This window comes from Stutzerimonas azotifigens (assembly GCF_013522725.1).
Taxonomy (GTDB): Bacteria; Pseudomonadota; Gammaproteobacteria; order Pseudomonadales; family Pseudomonadaceae; genus Stutzerimonas; species Stutzerimonas azotifigens_A.
In genome coordinates this window covers 589911-604469 of the sequence record NZ_JAAMRF010000002.1, presented here as the reverse complement: position 1 = coordinate 604469, position 14559 = coordinate 589911, and the positions used below count along the sequence as shown (strand labels likewise).

17 protein-coding genes are annotated in these 14559 nt (G+C 63.7%); 13 read left to right on the top strand and 4 right to left on the bottom strand.

Translation table 11 applies throughout. The annotated features are described in order from the left end of the window. The 9 genes from G7026_RS05910 to G7026_RS05870 all read left to right on the top strand — a co-directional run. Window positions 1–476, top strand: a 476-nt coding sequence (locus tag G7026_RS05910; protein ID WP_181069814.1) for a cbb3-type cytochrome c oxidase subunit I, incomplete at its 5' end; no start/stop codon positions are given. A gap of 14 nt (window positions 477–490) precedes the next feature. After that, complete coding sequence (gene ccoO / locus G7026_RS05905) at window positions 491–1102, top strand: cytochrome-c oxidase, cbb3-type subunit II (RefSeq protein ID WP_181069813.1); 612 nt, start codon at window positions 491–493, stop codon at window positions 1100–1102. 6 nt (window positions 1103–1108) lie between these two features. Next, a complete protein-coding gene (locus G7026_RS05900; protein ID WP_138408609.1) occupies window positions 1109–1294 on the top strand; it encodes a cbb3-type cytochrome oxidase subunit 3 in 186 nt (61 codons plus the stop codon). Then, a complete protein-coding gene (ccoP, locus tag G7026_RS05895) occupies window positions 1291–2253 on the top strand; it encodes a cytochrome-c oxidase, cbb3-type subunit III (protein ID WP_181069812.1) in 963 nt (320 codons plus the stop codon). The genes G7026_RS05900 and ccoP overlap by 4 nt, the downstream gene beginning before the upstream one ends. 127 nt (window positions 2254–2380) lie before the next feature. Then, window positions 2381–3793: a cytochrome c oxidase accessory protein CcoG gene (gene ccoG / locus G7026_RS05890; RefSeq protein ID WP_181069811.1), complete on the top strand. Its 1413-nt coding sequence runs from the start codon at window positions 2381–2383 to the stop codon at window positions 3791–3793. A 10-nt stretch (window positions 3794–3803) separates the two neighbouring features. After that, the gene (locus G7026_RS05885; protein ID WP_181069810.1) at window positions 3804–4304 is read left to right on the top strand and encodes a FixH family protein; all 501 of its coding nucleotides are present in this window, start codon (window positions 3804–3806) and stop codon (window positions 4302–4304) included. 10 nt (window positions 4305–4314) lie between these two features. Then, window positions 4315–6714, top strand: a complete 2400-nt coding sequence (locus G7026_RS05880) for a heavy metal translocating P-type ATPase (RefSeq protein ID WP_181069809.1) — start codon at window positions 4315–4317, stop codon at window positions 6712–6714. Window positions 6715–6774: 60 nt separating this feature from the next. Further along, on the top strand, window positions 6775–6987 hold the full coding sequence (gene ccoS, locus G7026_RS05875) for a cbb3-type cytochrome oxidase assembly protein CcoS (RefSeq protein ID WP_181069808.1): 213 nt from the start codon (window positions 6775–6777) through the stop codon (window positions 6985–6987). After that, window positions 6980–7714, top strand: a complete 735-nt coding sequence (locus G7026_RS05870; RefSeq protein ID WP_181069807.1) for a sulfite exporter TauE/SafE family protein — start codon at window positions 6980–6982, stop codon at window positions 7712–7714. Before ccoS ends, G7026_RS05870 begins: the two co-directional genes overlap by 8 nt. Before the next feature lie 79 nt (window positions 7715–7793). On the opposite strand, the gene nadE is transcribed toward G7026_RS05870, so the two are convergent. Next, window positions 7794–8621: an ammonia-dependent NAD(+) synthetase gene (gene nadE, locus G7026_RS05865; RefSeq protein ID WP_181069806.1), complete on the bottom strand. Its 828-nt coding sequence runs from the start codon at window positions 8619–8621 to the stop codon at window positions 7794–7796. A gap of 247 nt (window positions 8622–8868) precedes the next feature. Here nadE and hemN point away from each other — a divergent pair, with 247 nt between their 5' ends. From hemN to G7026_RS05845, 4 genes are all read left to right on the top strand, one after another. Beyond that, window positions 8869–10251, top strand: coding sequence for an oxygen-independent coproporphyrinogen III oxidase (hemN, locus tag G7026_RS05860; protein ID WP_181069805.1), 1383 nt, complete (start codon window positions 8869–8871; stop codon window positions 10249–10251). Between the two features lie 95 nt (window positions 10252–10346). After that, a complete protein-coding gene (fnr, locus tag G7026_RS05855; RefSeq protein WP_181069804.1) occupies window positions 10347–11081 on the top strand; it encodes a fumarate/nitrate reduction transcriptional regulator Fnr in 735 nt (244 codons plus the stop codon). A 1-nt stretch (window position 11082) separates the two neighbouring features. Next, a complete protein-coding gene (locus G7026_RS05850) occupies window positions 11083–11631 on the top strand; it encodes an adenine phosphoribosyltransferase (RefSeq protein ID WP_181069803.1) in 549 nt (182 codons plus the stop codon). A gap of 43 nt (window positions 11632–11674) precedes the next feature. Beyond that, on the top strand, window positions 11675–12286 hold the full coding sequence (locus tag G7026_RS05845) for an SCO family protein (RefSeq protein WP_181069802.1): 612 nt from the start codon (window positions 11675–11677) through the stop codon (window positions 12284–12286). 6 nt (window positions 12287–12292) lie between these two features. Here the strand turns inward: G7026_RS05845 and G7026_RS05840 are convergent, their stop codons facing one another. The 3 genes from G7026_RS05840 to G7026_RS05830 are packed head-to-tail and all read right to left on the bottom strand — an operon-like array spanning window position 12293 to window position 14530. Then, complete coding sequence (locus G7026_RS05840; RefSeq protein ID WP_181069801.1) at window positions 12293–13003, bottom strand: transporter substrate-binding domain-containing protein; 711 nt, start codon at window positions 13001–13003, stop codon at window positions 12293–12295. A gap of 10 nt (window positions 13004–13013) precedes the next feature. Further along, window positions 13014–13787, bottom strand: a complete 774-nt coding sequence (locus G7026_RS05835; protein ID WP_138408622.1) for an ABC transporter permease — start codon at window positions 13785–13787, stop codon at window positions 13014–13016. Further along, complete coding sequence (locus G7026_RS05830) at window positions 13784–14530, bottom strand: ABC transporter ATP-binding protein (protein WP_181069838.1); 747 nt, start codon at window positions 14528–14530, stop codon at window positions 13784–13786. The genes G7026_RS05835 and G7026_RS05830 overlap by 4 nt, the downstream gene beginning before the upstream one ends. Between the last annotated feature and the right edge of the window lie 29 nt (window positions 14531–14559).

Below are 14559 nucleotides of genomic sequence, written 5' to 3'. Positions count from 1 at the left end.
ACGGCATGTCCACCTTCGAAGGCCCGATGATGGCCATCAAGACCGTCAACGCCCTCTCCCACTACACCGACTGGACCATCGGCCACGTACACGCCGGCGCCCTCGGCTGGGTGGCGATGATCACCATTGGCTCGATGTACCACCTGATTCCGCGTGTATTCGGCCGTGTGCAGATGCACAGCGTCGGTCTGATCAACGCGCACTTCTGGCTGGCCACCATCGGCACCGTGCTCTATATCGCCTCGATGTGGGTCAACGGCATCACCCAGGGCCTGATGTGGCGCGCAGTCAACGAGGACGGCACCCTGACCTACTCGTTCGTAGAAGCACTGGAAGCCAGCCATCCCGGCTTCGTGGTGCGCATGATCGGTGGTGCGTTCTTCCTCACCGGCATGCTGCTGATGGCCTACAACACCTGGCGCACCGTACGGGCCGCCAAGCCGGCCGAATACGAAGCCGCGGCGCAGATCGCCTGAGGAGCTGACGGGAAATGAAGCAACACGAAAAAGTAGAAAAGAACATCGGCCTGCTGACCCTGTTCATGATCCTGGCGGTCAGCATTGGCGGTCTTACTCAGATCGTCCCGCTGTTCTTCCAGGACGCGGTCAACGAGCCGGTCGAAGGCATGATGCCCTACACCGCCATGCAGCTCGAAGGACGTGACATCTACATCCGCGAAGGCTGCGTTGGCTGCCACTCGCAGATGATCCGTCCGTTCCGTGCCGAGACCGAGCGCTACGGCCACTACTCGGTCGCTGGCGAGAGCGTCTACGACCATCCGTTCCTGTGGGGCTCCAAGCGTACCGGCCCGGACCTGGCCCGCGTCGGCGGCCGCTACTCCGACGACTGGCACCGCGCGCACCTCTACAACCCGCGCAACGTGGTACCCGAGTCGAAGATGCCGTCCTACCCCTGGCTGGTCGAACACACCCTCGACGGCAGGGACACCGCCAAGAAGATGGAAGCTTTGCGCTCGCTCGGTGTCCCTTACACCGAGGAAGACATTGCAGGCGCACGGGACGCCGTGAGGGGCAAGACCGAAATGGATGCCCTCGTCGCTTACCTGCAGGTGCTCGGCACCGCGCTCACCAACAAACGGTAATTCATGATGGATATCGGAACTCTCCGCGGCCTGGGCACAGTGCTGGTCTTTGTCGCATTCATCGGCGTCGTGCTCTGGGCTTACAGCAGCAAGCGCAAAAGTAGCTTCGATGACGCGGCAAACCTGCCCTTCGCGGATGAGACCGACGCCAAGAAGCCTGATGAAGAAGCTTCCAGGAGTAAGAACAAATGAGCTTGTTTTGGAGTTGGTACGTTACTCTGCTGACGCTGGGCACCATCGCGGCCCTGGTCTGGCTGCTGTTTGCCACGCGCAAGGGACAGCGTAACGACAGCACTGACGAAACCGTCGGCCATGCCTTCGACGGCATCGAGGAATACGACAACCCGCTGCCCAAGTGGTGGTTCATGTTGTTCGTCGCCACCGTGATCTTCGCCCTCGGCTACCTGGTGCTCTATCCGGGCCTGGGTAACTGGAAGGGCATCCTGCCCGGCTACCAGTACCTCGACGGCGAAGCCCAAGTCGCCTTCGAAACCGGCGAGCAGGGCTGGACCGGTGTGCACCAGTGGGAGAAGGAAGTCGCTCGCGCCGAGGCGCAGTACGGCCCGCTGTTCGCCAAGTACGCGGCCATGCCCATCGAGGAAGTCGCCCAGGACGAACAGGCCCTGCGCATGGGCGGCCGCCTGTTCGCATCCAACTGCGCCGTTTGCCACGGCTCCGATGCCCGTGGCGCCTATGGCTTCCCCAACCTGACCGACAATGATTGGCTGTGGGGCGGCGAACCCGAGACCATCAAGACCACCATCATGGGCGGCCGCCAAGCCGCGATGCCGGCCTGGCTCGATGTGATCGGCGAAGAAGGCATCCGCAACGTGGCCGGCTACGTGCGCAGCCTCTCGGGCCTGGAGAATCCTGAAGGCATTCAGGTCGACATGACCAAGGGCAAGGAAGTCTTCGCTGCCAACTGCGCCGTGTGCCATGGCGCCGAAGGCAAAGGCACCCAGGCCATGGGCGCACCGAACCTGACCGATCGAGTCTGGCTCTATGGCTCGAGCTTCGGCCAGGTTCAGCAGACCCTGCGCTATGGCCGTAACGGTCACATGCCGGCTCAGGAGCAGCACCTTGGCAACGACAAGGTTCACCTGCTGGCCGCCTACGTCTACAGCCTGTCTCGGCAGCCGGAGAACGAGTAAGCCAGGGGCGACGACCTGTCGCACCTGACCCCCTCCCCCGGGGCGTACCATACGCAGCCAAGTCAGAAGAGATCCCGGTCGGCACGCATCGACCGGGACACCTACCCAACGCCGTGGTACGCAACCGATGACTGAGCAGATTCCCGTTCGAGATGTCACTGCCCCGCGTCAGGTCGAAGGTTCCGTCGACTTGTATGCACAGCGTGAAAAAATCTACACCCGCGCGTTCACCGGCCTGTTTCGCAACCTTCGTCGATTCGGTGGCGCCGCCCTCTTCCTTCTTTACTTCGGCACCGTCTGGCTAACCTGGGAAGGCCGGCAAGCGGTCTGGTGGAACCTGCCCGAACGCAAGTTCTACATCTTCGGGGCTACCTTCTGGCCGCAGGATTTCATCCTGCTTTCGGCCCTACTGATCATCGCCGCCTTCGGCCTGTTCTTCATCACCGTCTTCGCCGGGCGCGTCTGGTGCGGCTACACCTGCCCGCAGAGCGTGTTCACCTGGGTGTTCATGTGGGCAGAAAAGGTCACTGAGGGCGATCGCAACCAGCGCATGAAGCTGGACAAGGCACCGATGAGTGCCAACAAGCTCACCCGCAAGGCTGGCAAGCATGCCATCTGGCTGGCCGTCTCCCTGGTGACCGCGATCACCTTCGTCGGCTACTTCACCCCCATCCGCGAATTGATTCCTGAGCTGTTCACGCTGCAGGCGGGCGGTTGGGCAGTGTTCTGGGTCGGTTTCTTCACCCTCGCCACCTACGGCAATGCCGGCTATCTGCGCGAGCAGGTGTGCATCTACATGTGCCCTTATGCGCGCTTCCAGAGCGTGATGTTCGACAAGGACACCCTGATCGTCTCCTACGACCCGCGCCGAGGCGAACGCCGCGGGCCGCGCAAGAAAGATGCCGACTACAAGGCCATGGGCCTGGGTGACTGCATCGACTGCACCATGTGCGTCCAGGTCTGCCCGACCGGCATCGACATCCGCGATGGGTTGCAGATCGAATGCATCGGCTGCGCCGCCTGCATCGACGCCTGCGACACCATCATGGAAAAGATGAACTACCCCAAGGGCCTGATCAGCTACACGACCGAGCACAACCTTTCCGGGCAGAAGACCCGACTGGTACGCCCGCGTCTGATCGGCTACGCCATCGCACTGCTGGTGATGATGGGCCTGTTCGCCTACGCCGTCGTCGAACGACCGCTGGTCAAGCTGGACGTCAGCAAGGACCGCGTGCTGTTCCGCGAGAATCAGGAAGGCAACATCGAGAACGTCTATACGCTCAAGCTGATGAACAAGGCGCAGCATGAGCAAACGGTGGTGATTGACGCATCCGGTCTGGAAGGTCTGATCTACCACGGCCGCAAGGAGGTGCGCCTGGCCGCTGGCGAGCAACTGTCGATCCCGGTAGGGCTGTCGGTTCCGCCGGAAAAACTGCCCTCGAGCACCAACAAGATCGTCTTCCACATCCAGTCGGCGGACGACGACTCCATCACTGACGACGCCGACAGCCGCTTCATCGGCCCCAGCGTTCGCTAACAGGCACCGCATGCATACCGATACTCAAATCACTCGCTGGTACACCCAACCCTGGGCCTGGTTCATCATCGCCATTCTGGTTTTCGCGGTGGTGCTGGGCCTGTCGCTACTGACCATCGCGATTCGCAATTCCGACTCGCTGGTTTCCGACAACTATTACGATGCCGGCAAAGGGATCAACCAGTCGCTGGAACGCGAAACGCTCGCCACGCGCCTGCAGATGAATGCACAGCTGACGTTCAACGACGACGCCGGCATCGCCGAGCTGCAGCTTTCGGGCGTCAGCCGGCCGCAGCAGCTGGTCCTCAATCTGATTTCCCCGACTCAGCCGGAGCGCGACCGTCGCGTTGTGCTGCAGCCTCAGGGCGACGGCATCTATCAAGGGCACATGCAGGATGCGGTCACGGGACGGCGCTTCGTCGAACTGCTGGGGCGCGAGGGCGACCAGGACTGGCGTCTGTTCGAGGAAATGACCATCGAACCCGGCCAGACGCTCGAGCTGAACCATTGAGCAAGGGCTGATGGCGACACCTCTGCCCTGCTATCACTGCGGGTTGCCGGTACCCGCAGGTAGCCGTTTCACTGCTACCGTTCTCGGTGAATCCCGCGACATGTGCTGCCCGGGTTGCCAGGCGGTCGCCGAGGCGATCGTCGAGGGCGGCCTGGAAAGCTACTACCAGCACCGCAGCGACACCTCTGCCAATCCCCAGGCATTGCCCCAGGCGCTCAGCGACGAGCTCCAGTTGTACGACCGCGCCGATGTGCAGGAGCCCTTTGTCCGCCATGACGGCGAGCTCGCCAGCACCGCTCTGCATATCGAAGGCATCAGCTGCGCGGCTTGCGGCTGGCTGATCGAGCGCCACCTGCGCGCTCTGGAAGGTGTGGCCGAGGCCAGCCTCAACCTGTCCAATCACCGCCTGCAGGTGCGCTGGAGCGATGCCCACCTGCCGCTCAGCGAATTGCTCGGCGAGTTGCGCCGTATCGGCTATGCCGCCCATCCGTATCAAGCTGACCAGGCTGCCGAACGCATCGCCCGGGAAAACCGTCGGGCGATGCGCCAGCTCGGCGTTACCGGGCTGCTCTGGATGCAGGTGATGATGGCGAGCATGGCGACCTGGCCGGAATTCAACCTCGACCTGTCAGCGGGAATGGACCGCATCCTGCGGTGGACCGCCCTGCTGCTTACCACGCCGATCGTGTTCTATTGCTGCACCGATTTCTTCAAGGGCGCGGTCCGCGATCTGCGGACCCGTCACCTGACCATGGACGTCTCGGTATCCCTCGCCATCGGCGGCGCCTACGTGGCGGGCATCTGGTCGACGGTAACCGGCCATGGCGAGCTGTACTTCGATGCGGTCGGCATGTTCGCGCTGTTTCTGCTGGCCGGACGCTACCTGGAACGCCGTGCCCGCGAACGTACCGCATCGGCGACGGCGCAGTTGGTCAACCTGCTGCCCACGTCCTGCCTAAGGCTGGACGAAGATGGCCAGAGCCGCCGGATTCTGCTCAGCGAACTGCTCATCGGCGACCGCGTACTGGTGACACCCGGCTCGCTGATCCCGGCCGACGGGTTGATCCTCGACGGACAGTCGAGCGTCGACGAATCGGTGCTGACTGGCGAATACCTGCCGCAACCGCGAGTCGTCGGCGATACGGTCACGGCGGGCACGCTCAATGTCGAAGGCCCGCTGACGATCGGCGTGGCGGCATTGGGGGACGAGACGCGCCTGTCTGCCATCGTTCGTCTACTCGAACGCGCCCAGGCCGACAAGCCACGGATTGCCGAGCTGGCGGATCGGGTAGCGCAGTGGTTCCTGCTGATCGTGCTCGGCGTCGCCGCCGTGGTCGGCCTCGTGTGGTGGCAGATCGATCCCGCGCGCGCCTTCTGGATCGTGCTGGCCCTGCTGGTGGCGACCTGCCCCTGCGCCCTCTCGCTGGCGACACCGACAGCACTGACCACCGCCACCGGCACCCTGCACAAGCTCGGGCTGCTGCTGACTCGCGGCCATGTGCTCGAAGGCCTCAGGCAGATCGACACCGTGGTCTTCGACAAGACCGGGACCTTGACCGAAGGACGCCTGAACCTCGTCCAGGTGCTGCCACTCGGAACGCTGGACGCCGACCAGTGCCTGGCGCTGGCCGCCGCGCTGGAAAATCGCTCCGAGCACCCCATCGCCCGCGCCTTCGGCCAGGCGCCGCTGGCGGCGGACCAGGTCGAAAGCGTCCCCGGCCTCGGCCTTGAAGGAAGGGTGGACGGTCGCAGGCTGCGGATCGGCCAACCAGCCTTCGTCGCCCGAGGCTATGGCGCCCCTGCCCCGCAGATTCCAGGCGACCAGGGGCAATGGCTACTGCTCGGCGACGAGCAGGGCGCGCTGGCCTGGCTGGTGCTTGATGATCGCCTGCGCAACGACGCGCCAGCGCTGCTGGAGGCCTGCCGACGCCAGGGCTGGCAGACGCTGCTGCTGTCGGGTGACAGTTCGCCGATGGTTGGCCACGTGGCTCGGACGCTGGGCATCGAGCAGGCCGAAGGCGGCCTGACGCCGGACGACAAGCTGGCCAGGGTCCAGGCTCTGCAGGCCCAGGGACACCGCGTGCTGATGCTCGGCGACGGGGTCAACGACGTCCCGGTTCTGGCGGCGGCGGACATCAGCGTCGCGATGGGTTCGGCCACCGACCTGGCCAAGACCAGCGCCGATGCCGTGCTCCTGTCCAACCGTCTGGACAGCCTGGTCGAGGCGTTCTCGGTGGCCCGCCGCAGCCGGCGCATCATCATCGAAAACCTCACCTGGGCAAGCCTGTACAATGGCCTGGTACTGCCGTTCGCCGCCGTGGGCTGGGTCACCCCGCTGTGGGCGGCGCTGGGCATGTCGGTCAGTTCGCTGCTGGTGGTGTTCAATGCGCTGCGACTCGCCCGTCACTGATCGCACCTCGCAAGCCCACTGGCCCTTTGCGCTCGCATGCGCCATCAATCCGGAGTTGCCATGGCTGCCTTGTATGTCTTGATTCCCATCGCCGTGGTGCTGGTCGCGATCGCGATCTGGGTATTCTTCTGGGCGGTGGACAGCGGCCAGTACGACGACCTTGAAGGCCCGGCACACAGCATCCTGTTCGACGACGAGGATCCGCGGCACAAGGCGGGCGTCGAACAAGCCGAAGACGGCGATATGCCAGCGGACGAGCGCCGTCGTGATTGAACTGTTCCCCCTGCTGATCTCGGCATTCGTACTCGGCCTGCTCGGCGGCGGTCACTGCCTGGGCATGTGCGGAGGTCTGATGGGCGCCCTGACCCTGGGCATACCGGCCGAGCAGCGCAGCAGGCGGTTGCGCCTGCTGGTGGGCTACAACCTCGGCCGTGTACTCAGCTACACCGCCGCCGGGCTGCTGGTCGGTCTGGCCGGCTGGGCGGTTTCCAATAGCCCGGCATCGACGGCCATGCGGGTCGTGGCAGCGCTTCTGCTCATCGCGATGGGGCTGTACCTGGCCGGCTGGTGGAGCGGTCTGACCCGTATCGAAGCGCTGGGCCGAGGCCTGTGGAAGCACCTGCGACCGGTGGCCAGTCGATTGATGCCCGTCAAAACCCTTCCTCGTGCATTGCTACTCGGCGCCCTGTGGGGCTGGCTGCCCTGCGGCCTGGTCTACAGCACGCTGCTGTGGTCAGCCAGCCAGGGCGACGCCTGGGAAAGCGCATTGCTGATGCTTGCGTTCGGTATCGGCACCTGGCCGGTGCTGCTGGCGACCGGATTGGCCGCCGAACGCCTGATGGCGGTGCTGCGCAAGCGGCGCGTCCGGATGGCCGGCGGTGTGCTGGTGATGCTGTTCGGCCTCTGGACGCTACCCGGACCACACCAGCACTGGCTGATGGGTCACGGCGCGCCGGCAACAGGCGATCAGGCACCCACCAGCGAATATCACCACCACTGACAGCGGCGAGGAGTCGCCCTGCTGCGGTCGAGACAACGACACATGGCCACCGTGCTCAGGCGAGAGGCGGCCGCTGGCCTTACGGCTCCTTGGGCAGCTCGCGCTTGTGCGCCGTCTTGTCGTAGGTATCGACGATGGTCTGCGCGATAGCATCCGGTACATCCTTGCCTTGCAGGAAGGCATCGATGTCCTGGTAGGTAACGCCGTGGGCATCCTCGTCCGGCTTGCCGGGGGTGAGCTCTTCCAGATCGGCGGTTGGCACCTTCTGCACCAGTTGCTGCGGCGCACCCAGGGCGGCGGCGACTTCGCGGACCTGATGCTTGACCAGACCGGTCAGCGGCGTGAGGTCACAAGCGCCATCACCGAACTTGGTGAAGAATCCCATCACCGCCTCGGCGGCATGATCGGTACCGATGACCAGCCCTTGCCTCGCATTGGCGATGGTGTACTGGGCCACCATGCGCATCCGCGCCTTGACGTTGCCCAGCACGAAATCGCGTTTTTCAGGCGTGAGCGCTTCCAGCGCTTCGGTCGCCTTGGCGAGCCCCAGCACCGCCGTACCGATATTCACCGTATGGCATTCGTCTGGCTTGATGGTGTCGATCGCCAGCTGCGCCTCGTGCTCGTCGTGCTGGACCTGATACGGCAGGCGCACCGCGATGAACCGGTAGTCGTCCCCCTCGCCCGCCGCGCGCATCCCCTCGACGGCACGCTGCGCCAGCATCCCGGCGGTCGTCGAATCGACACCGCCGCTGATCCCGAGCACCAGGGTTTTCATCCCCGAGACTCTCAGGCACTGCTGAATGAATGCCACGCGCCGGTCTATTTCCGCCTGGATCGAGGCAGGGCCGTCAAAGGGTGCGCAAACCTTCAGTGCTGCGGCAATTTCAGGCTGACGGCTATGCATCGGTGGTTCCTCCTGGGGCCTTGGGCCGGGTATTTGGGACAGAGGGAAAATACTGCACCGCTGGCGCGGGGTAAACAGCGCGGCAGAGCGGCGGCGTCTCGGGAATTGGACAACGAGGACTCACGGAAAATGCAGGTCCGGTGGCGACCGCCGGTACCCGGCCTCCGGCCTTGCTTGATTCATGTCAAGTCGCACGGCCGGGGCGGCCCCTAGAATCGGCCCATCGCTGTTTTGCCGGGGTGCCATCATGCTAGACGTCATTCATTGGGATATCGATCTGATCCGCCGCTACGATCAGGCCGGCCCTCGCTATACCTCATATCCGACGGCCGTCCAGTTCAATGGCAACATCGGCTCGTTCGACCTGTTGCACGCGTTGCGTGACAGCCGCAAGGCCAACCGGCCGCTATCGCTCTACGTGCACATCCCGTTCTGCGCCAACATCTGCTACTACTGCGCCTGCAACAAGGTCATCACCAAGGACCGCAGTCGCGCCCAGATCTACCTGGATCGTTTGGAACGGGAGATCGAACTGGTCGCCGCCCACGTCGGCCCCGGGCAGCTCGTCGAGCAACTGCATTTCGGCGGCGGCACTCCGACCTTTCTCAACCATGACGAGCTGCGCCGGGTGATGTCCCTCCTACGCCGGCATTTCAACCTGCTGGAAGACGGCGCAGGCGACTACAGCATCGAGATCGACCCACGCGAAGCGGACTGGCCGACCATGGGCCTGCTTCGCGAACTGGGCTTCAATCGCGTCAGCCTGGGCGTGCAGGACCTCGATCCGCAGGTGCAGCGGGCGATCAACCGCATGCAGAGCCTGGAGGAGACCCAGGCCATCGTCGAGGCCGCGCGCACGCTGCAGTTCAAGTCAGTTAACATAGACCTGATCTATGGCCTGCCCCTGCAGACGCCGGACCGCTTCGCCAGCACGGTGGAGGCCATCATCAAGCTGCAGCCGGACCGGCTTTCGCTCTTCAACTATGCCCACCTGCCGGAGCGTTTCATGCCGCAACGGCGGATCAATACCCACGATCTGCCGACCCCATCGGACAAACTGCACATGCTCAAGCACAGCATCGAGCAGCTGACCGAAGCGGGCTACCGCTACATCGGCATGGACCATTTCGCCCTGCCCGATGACGAGCTGGCCGTCGCCCAGGAAGACGGCACTCTGCAGCGCAACTTCCAGGGTTACACCACCCATGGCCATTGCGACCTGATCGGCCTGGGCGTCTCGGCGATCAGCCAGATAGGTGACCTCTACTGCCAGAACAGCAGCGACCTCAACACCTATCAACAGCAGCTCGAGCACGACCAGCTCGCCACGCAGCGCGGCCTGCACTGCAACGACGACGACCGTATCCGCCGCGACGTGATTCGCCGCCTGATCTGCGACTTCGAACTCGACCATACCCAACTCGGGCGCCGCCACGGGATCGATTTTCAGACCTACTTCCAGGATGCCTGGCCCTTGCTGGTACAGATGAGCGACGATGGCCTGATCACCCTGGACGAACAGCTGATCTCGGTCCTGCCTGCCGGTCGCCTGCTGGTACGCGTAGTCTGCATGGCCTTCGACCACTACCTGCCGCAACAAACGACACAGCGTTATTCGCGAGTGATCTGATCATCGGGTGCCGCGCATGCGACACCGGCTCGGTTGGCTCCATCCCCTGCCTGGGTTAACCTTACAAACCACTCGCATGTACCCAGGACGCAACGATGGCCGAGCCGATCAACGCCCGCGCGCAAAGACAGGTGAACTGCAAAGATTGCAGCCTTTCCGGTCTTTGCCTGCCCCTCTCGCTGAACATGCAGGACATGGATGCACTCGACGAGATCGTCAAGCGCGGGCGTCCGCTGAAAAAAGGCGAAACGCTGTTCCGCCAGGGCGACACCTTCAATTCGGTGTTCGCGGTCCGCTCAGGCGCCCTGCGCACCTTCAGCGTGACTGACAATGGCGAAGAGCAGATCACCGGCTTCCACCTGCCGAGCGAGCTGGTCGGCCTGTCCGGCATGGATACCGAAGCCTATCCGGTCACGGCGCAGGCGCTGGAGACCACCTCGGTCTGCGAAATACCTTTCGAACGCCTCGATGAGCTCAGCGTCGCCCTGCCCCAGCTGCGCCGGCAGCTGATGCGCATCATGAGTCGCGAGATTCGGGACGATCAGCAGATGATGTTGCTGCTCTCGAAAAAGACCGCCGACGAGCGCATCGCCACCTTCCTGGTGAACCTCTCGGCGCGTTTCACCGCTCGTGGCTTCTCGGCGAGCCAGTTCCGCCTGTCGATGTCGCGCAACGAGATCGGCAACTACCTCGGCTTGGCCGTGGAAACGGTCTCGCGAGTCTTTACACGCTTCCAGCAAAACGGCCTGATCGAAGCCGAAGGCAAGGAAGTCCGGATAGTGGACTCCATCGGCCTCTGCGCACTGGCCGGCGGCAACATGGATCTCTGAGATGATATTCGACGAATTCAGTATCAAGACCCTGATCCGCCCGGTGCCGGACTTTCCCAAGCCCGGCGTGGTATTCCGCGACATCACCCCGCTGTTCCAATCGCCGCGCGCGCTGCGCATGGTCGCCGACAGTTTCATCCAGCGCTACGTGGAGGCCGACTTCAGCCATATCGGCGCCTTGGATGCACGCGGCTTCCTGATCGGCTCGATCATCGCCTATGAGCTGAACAAGCCGCTGATCCTGTTCCGCAAGCAGGGCAAGTTGCCTGCCGACGTGCTGTCAGCGTCCTACTGCACCGAATACGGCGAAGCCTATCTGGAAGTCCACGCCGACAGCCTCTGCGAAGGCGACTCGATCCTGATGTTCGACGACCTGATCGCCACCGGCGGTACCCTGCTCGCCGCGGCCCAGCTGGTCAGGCGAATGGGCGCCCGCATCCACGAAGCGGCCGCGATCATCGACCTGCCGGAGCTGGACGGCTCGCGCAAGTTGCAGGACGCCGGCATACCGACCTTTACCCTGACCGCGTTCGCCCTGGACGATCGCTGAGCCCGCGCTCGGCGCAGCTCCTCATCCCCGGAAGCCATTCACCATGCGCAAGGCGCTGATCCTGACTCTGAGCTGCGCCCTGTGTCTGCCTCTGGCAGCCCAGGGGCTGGACCGCCAGGCACTGCTCGATGAAGCCAACCTGCTGGTGCTGCCGCGCGAGCGGGCCCTGCCCGAGGTCACCCTGACCAATCAGGATGATCAGCCCTTCAGCACTTCAGAGCTGCGGGGACGCTGGTCGTTGCTGTTCTTCGGCTTTACCCATTGCCCTGATATCTGCCCAACGACCCTGGCCGATGTCCGCCGTTTGCTGTCGCAACTCGAGCCAGATGTGCGCGACCAGCTGCAAGTGATCCTGGTAAGCGCCGACCCGGCTCGCGATACCCCCGCGCAATTGAAGCAGTACCTGGGTTTCTACCGCGCGGGATTCCTCGGCCTGACTGGCGAAGTGGATCAACTGCAGACGTTGTCCAGGGGGTTGGGTCTGCCGTTCGTGCCGGCAAGCGATACCCAAGGCAACTACAGCGTCAGCCACAGCGGCAATCTCGCCCTAGTCGGGCCGGACGCGACGTTGCGCGGCCATCTTCGTGCACCGCTCAATCTCGAGGGGCTGCAACAGGCATTAGCCGAACTGATCAGGGCACGCGACGGCGAATAACGAGCTTTAGTGGCAGTCGAGGGTGTCGGCCAGGACGTAGGCCTGGAAGGCTACTTCATCGATCCAGTGCTGGATCAGCTGATCGAGGCTACCGTCGCGGCGCCAGGTCTCCAGCCTCTCCCCCACCTGCGTCTGCAAGGCTGCCTCGTTGGTCGCGGCCCGCAGCGTCACAACGACCTCAGCGAACGCTGGCAATAGCCGGTTATAGCGTTGCCACTCCGGCAGCGGCGCGATGTCGGCGAGCAACCGATTGTCATCCACCACCGCTTGGCACTCACCCAGCTTGAGACCGATCAACGCATGGGCAGCGCTGGGGTATTCACGCATCCGCCCGCCAAAGCGTTCCACCACCTGCGGACCATAAGGGCTGCCTTGAGTCACGCAGAACGGCTTTTCGCGAAGTTGATCCCACCGCTCGATACCGCCTTGAGCAGCGGTCAGGGCGGCCATCTCGCTCTGGTAGAAAATAGCGCCCTGCTCTTGCGGGCCGATGATCAGATCCGCAGCTGCGCTATCGCCAACAGCGACGGGCCGCTGCAACGATGCCGCCAACCGCTCGGCCAGTTCCTGCTCGAAACTGCCGGGCACTACGTCCTGAGTGCTAGCGCGTAGCGCGCGATGGTCACCAGCCAGGGCGACCTGCAGCGCAGGCGCCGCCAGCGAAACCGGCGCCGCCAGGCATGCAAGCATCAACCCCGCAAGCAACCGAGCAGCCATGATTCGGGCCTCAGACGTATTGGTAACGGAGCATCCGCTGCTTGAATTTTTCCAGCACGACCTGATCGATCAGCGTTGCGAGTATGGCGATGACCAGAATATTCATCATCACACCCACCATATCGGCGATCTCGCCCGAATACGCCAGCGAGCGCCCCAGGCCCTGACCGAAACCGATCAGCATCTCCGCCGAGATCAGCGCACGCCAGGCGTTGCCGAACGCCAGCTGGGCCCCGGTGATCAGCTCCGGCATGACCGCGGGCAGGTAGACTCGGCGCAGCAATTGCCAGCGAGACGCGCCCATCACTCGTGCGGCCGACACATGCACCGGCTGTACGCTCTCGGTGGCGTTCATCACCGACAGTGCCATCGGAAAGAACGCCGCCAGGGCGACCACAACGATGATCGGCAGGTTGCCGAAACCCATCACGATAAGAAACAGCGGCACCCAGGCGATCGAGGGGATCGACTGCAGGATGACGATCGCCGAGCGCAGGATCTCGCGGAAGAAAAACAGCACGCCACCGACCAGCCCGAAGCCGATGCCGAACAACAAGGCGAAGCTGTAACCGCTGCCCAGGCGGCTCATACTGCCTAGCAGGCCGTCACGGAACGCGGGCTCCTGCACCGCCTCGACCAATCGCGCGAACACTGCGGGAATTCCGGGCATCAGGAACGAGGGTAGACTCCAAGCCGCCGCCTGCCAGATCAGCGCGATGAACAGCACCGCGAGCAGCACGGCAAGATATTTTCGGGGGCCGGTAAGCCGACGAGGTTGACTCATGGGTGCTCGACCTCCGTCTTGATTCCCAACAGCTGGAGTATTTCCTTGCGCTCGGCGGCAAAGCCGGACAGGTCGTGGCTTTTTTCGCAATGGGCGAAATCGAAAGCCTTGAGGACCCGCGCCGGACGATTGCTGAACACCAGAATGTGATCGGCCAGGTACAGCGCTTCGTCAACATCGTGAGTCACCAGCAGCACCGTGGGGCGATGCTCGTCGATGAGCTCGCCCAGCACGTCCTGCAGTGCCATCCGGGTCAGCGCATCGAGGGCGCCGAACGGCTCGTCGAGCAACAGCACTTCAGGCTTGGCGATGAACGCACGGGCAAGCGCGGTGCGTTGGCGCATACCGCCGGATACCTGGTGGGGGTAGTAATCCTCGAAACCCACGAGATTGACCCGAGCCAGCCAACTCCTTGCCTGGTCGAAAGCCTGGCTTTTGGCCACGCCTTGCAGTTCCAGCGCCATCGCCACGTTCGCCTGCAGCGACAGCCAGGGATAAAGCGCATGCTCCTGAAATACCAGGGTACGCCGCGGGCTGGGCCCGGTAATGGCTTTGCCGTCGGCCAGCACGCGGCCAGCCGTGGGCTGTTCGAGCCCCGCCACCAAGTGCAGCAGGGTCGACTTGCCACAACCGGAGGGGCCTACCAGGGCAACGAGCTCGCCCTGGGCGATCTGGCGGGAGAAGCCCTTGATGACTTCAAGCTCGCCAAAGCGCTTGTCTACGTCTTCGAAGCTAAGCTGCATAACCATCCAAAAACCATCGGAGCGCCGCA

Bases quoted from the DNA above. Each gene is read 5' to 3' on its own strand.
- ccoO (WP_181069813.1), top strand. From the start codon at position 491: ATGAAGCAACACGAAAAAGTAGAAAAGAACATCGGCCTGCTGACCCTG.
- G7026_RS05900 (WP_138408609.1), top strand. From the start codon at position 1,109: ATGGATATCGGAACTCTCCGCGGCCTGGGCACAGTGCTGGTCTTTGTC.
- ccoP (WP_181069812.1), top strand. From the start codon at position 1,291: ATGAGCTTGTTTTGGAGTTGGTACGTTACTCTGCTGACGCTGGGCACC.
- ccoG (WP_181069811.1), top strand. From the start codon at position 2,381: ATGACTGAGCAGATTCCCGTTCGAGATGTCACTGCCCCGCGTCAGGTC.
- G7026_RS05885 (WP_181069810.1), top strand. From the start codon at position 3,804: ATGCATACCGATACTCAAATCACTCGCTGGTACACCCAACCCTGGGCC.
- G7026_RS05880 (WP_181069809.1), top strand. From the start codon at position 4,315: ATGGCGACACCTCTGCCCTGCTATCACTGCGGGTTGCCGGTACCCGCA.
- ccoS (WP_181069808.1), top strand. From the start codon at position 6,775: ATGGCTGCCTTGTATGTCTTGATTCCCATCGCCGTGGTGCTGGTCGCG.
- nadE (WP_181069806.1), bottom strand. From the start codon at position 8,621: ATGCATAGCCGTCAGCCTGAAATTGCCGCAGCACTGAAGGTTTGCGCA.
- hemN (WP_181069805.1), top strand. From the start codon at position 8,869: ATGCTAGACGTCATTCATTGGGATATCGATCTGATCCGCCGCTACGAT.
- fnr (WP_181069804.1), top strand. From the start codon at position 10,347: ATGGCCGAGCCGATCAACGCCCGCGCGCAAAGACAGGTGAACTGCAAA.
- G7026_RS05850 (WP_181069803.1), top strand. From the start codon at position 11,083: ATGATATTCGACGAATTCAGTATCAAGACCCTGATCCGCCCGGTGCCG.
- G7026_RS05845 (WP_181069802.1), top strand. From the start codon at position 11,675: ATGCGCAAGGCGCTGATCCTGACTCTGAGCTGCGCCCTGTGTCTGCCT.
- G7026_RS05840 (WP_181069801.1), bottom strand. From the start codon at position 13,003: ATGGCTGCTCGGTTGCTTGCGGGGTTGATGCTTGCATGCCTGGCGGCG.
- G7026_RS05835 (WP_138408622.1), bottom strand. From the start codon at position 13,787: ATGAGTCAACCTCGTCGGCTTACCGGCCCCCGAAAATATCTTGCCGTG.
- G7026_RS05830 (WP_181069838.1), bottom strand. From the start codon at position 14,530: ATGCAGCTTAGCTTCGAAGACGTAGACAAGCGCTTTGGCGAGCTTGAA.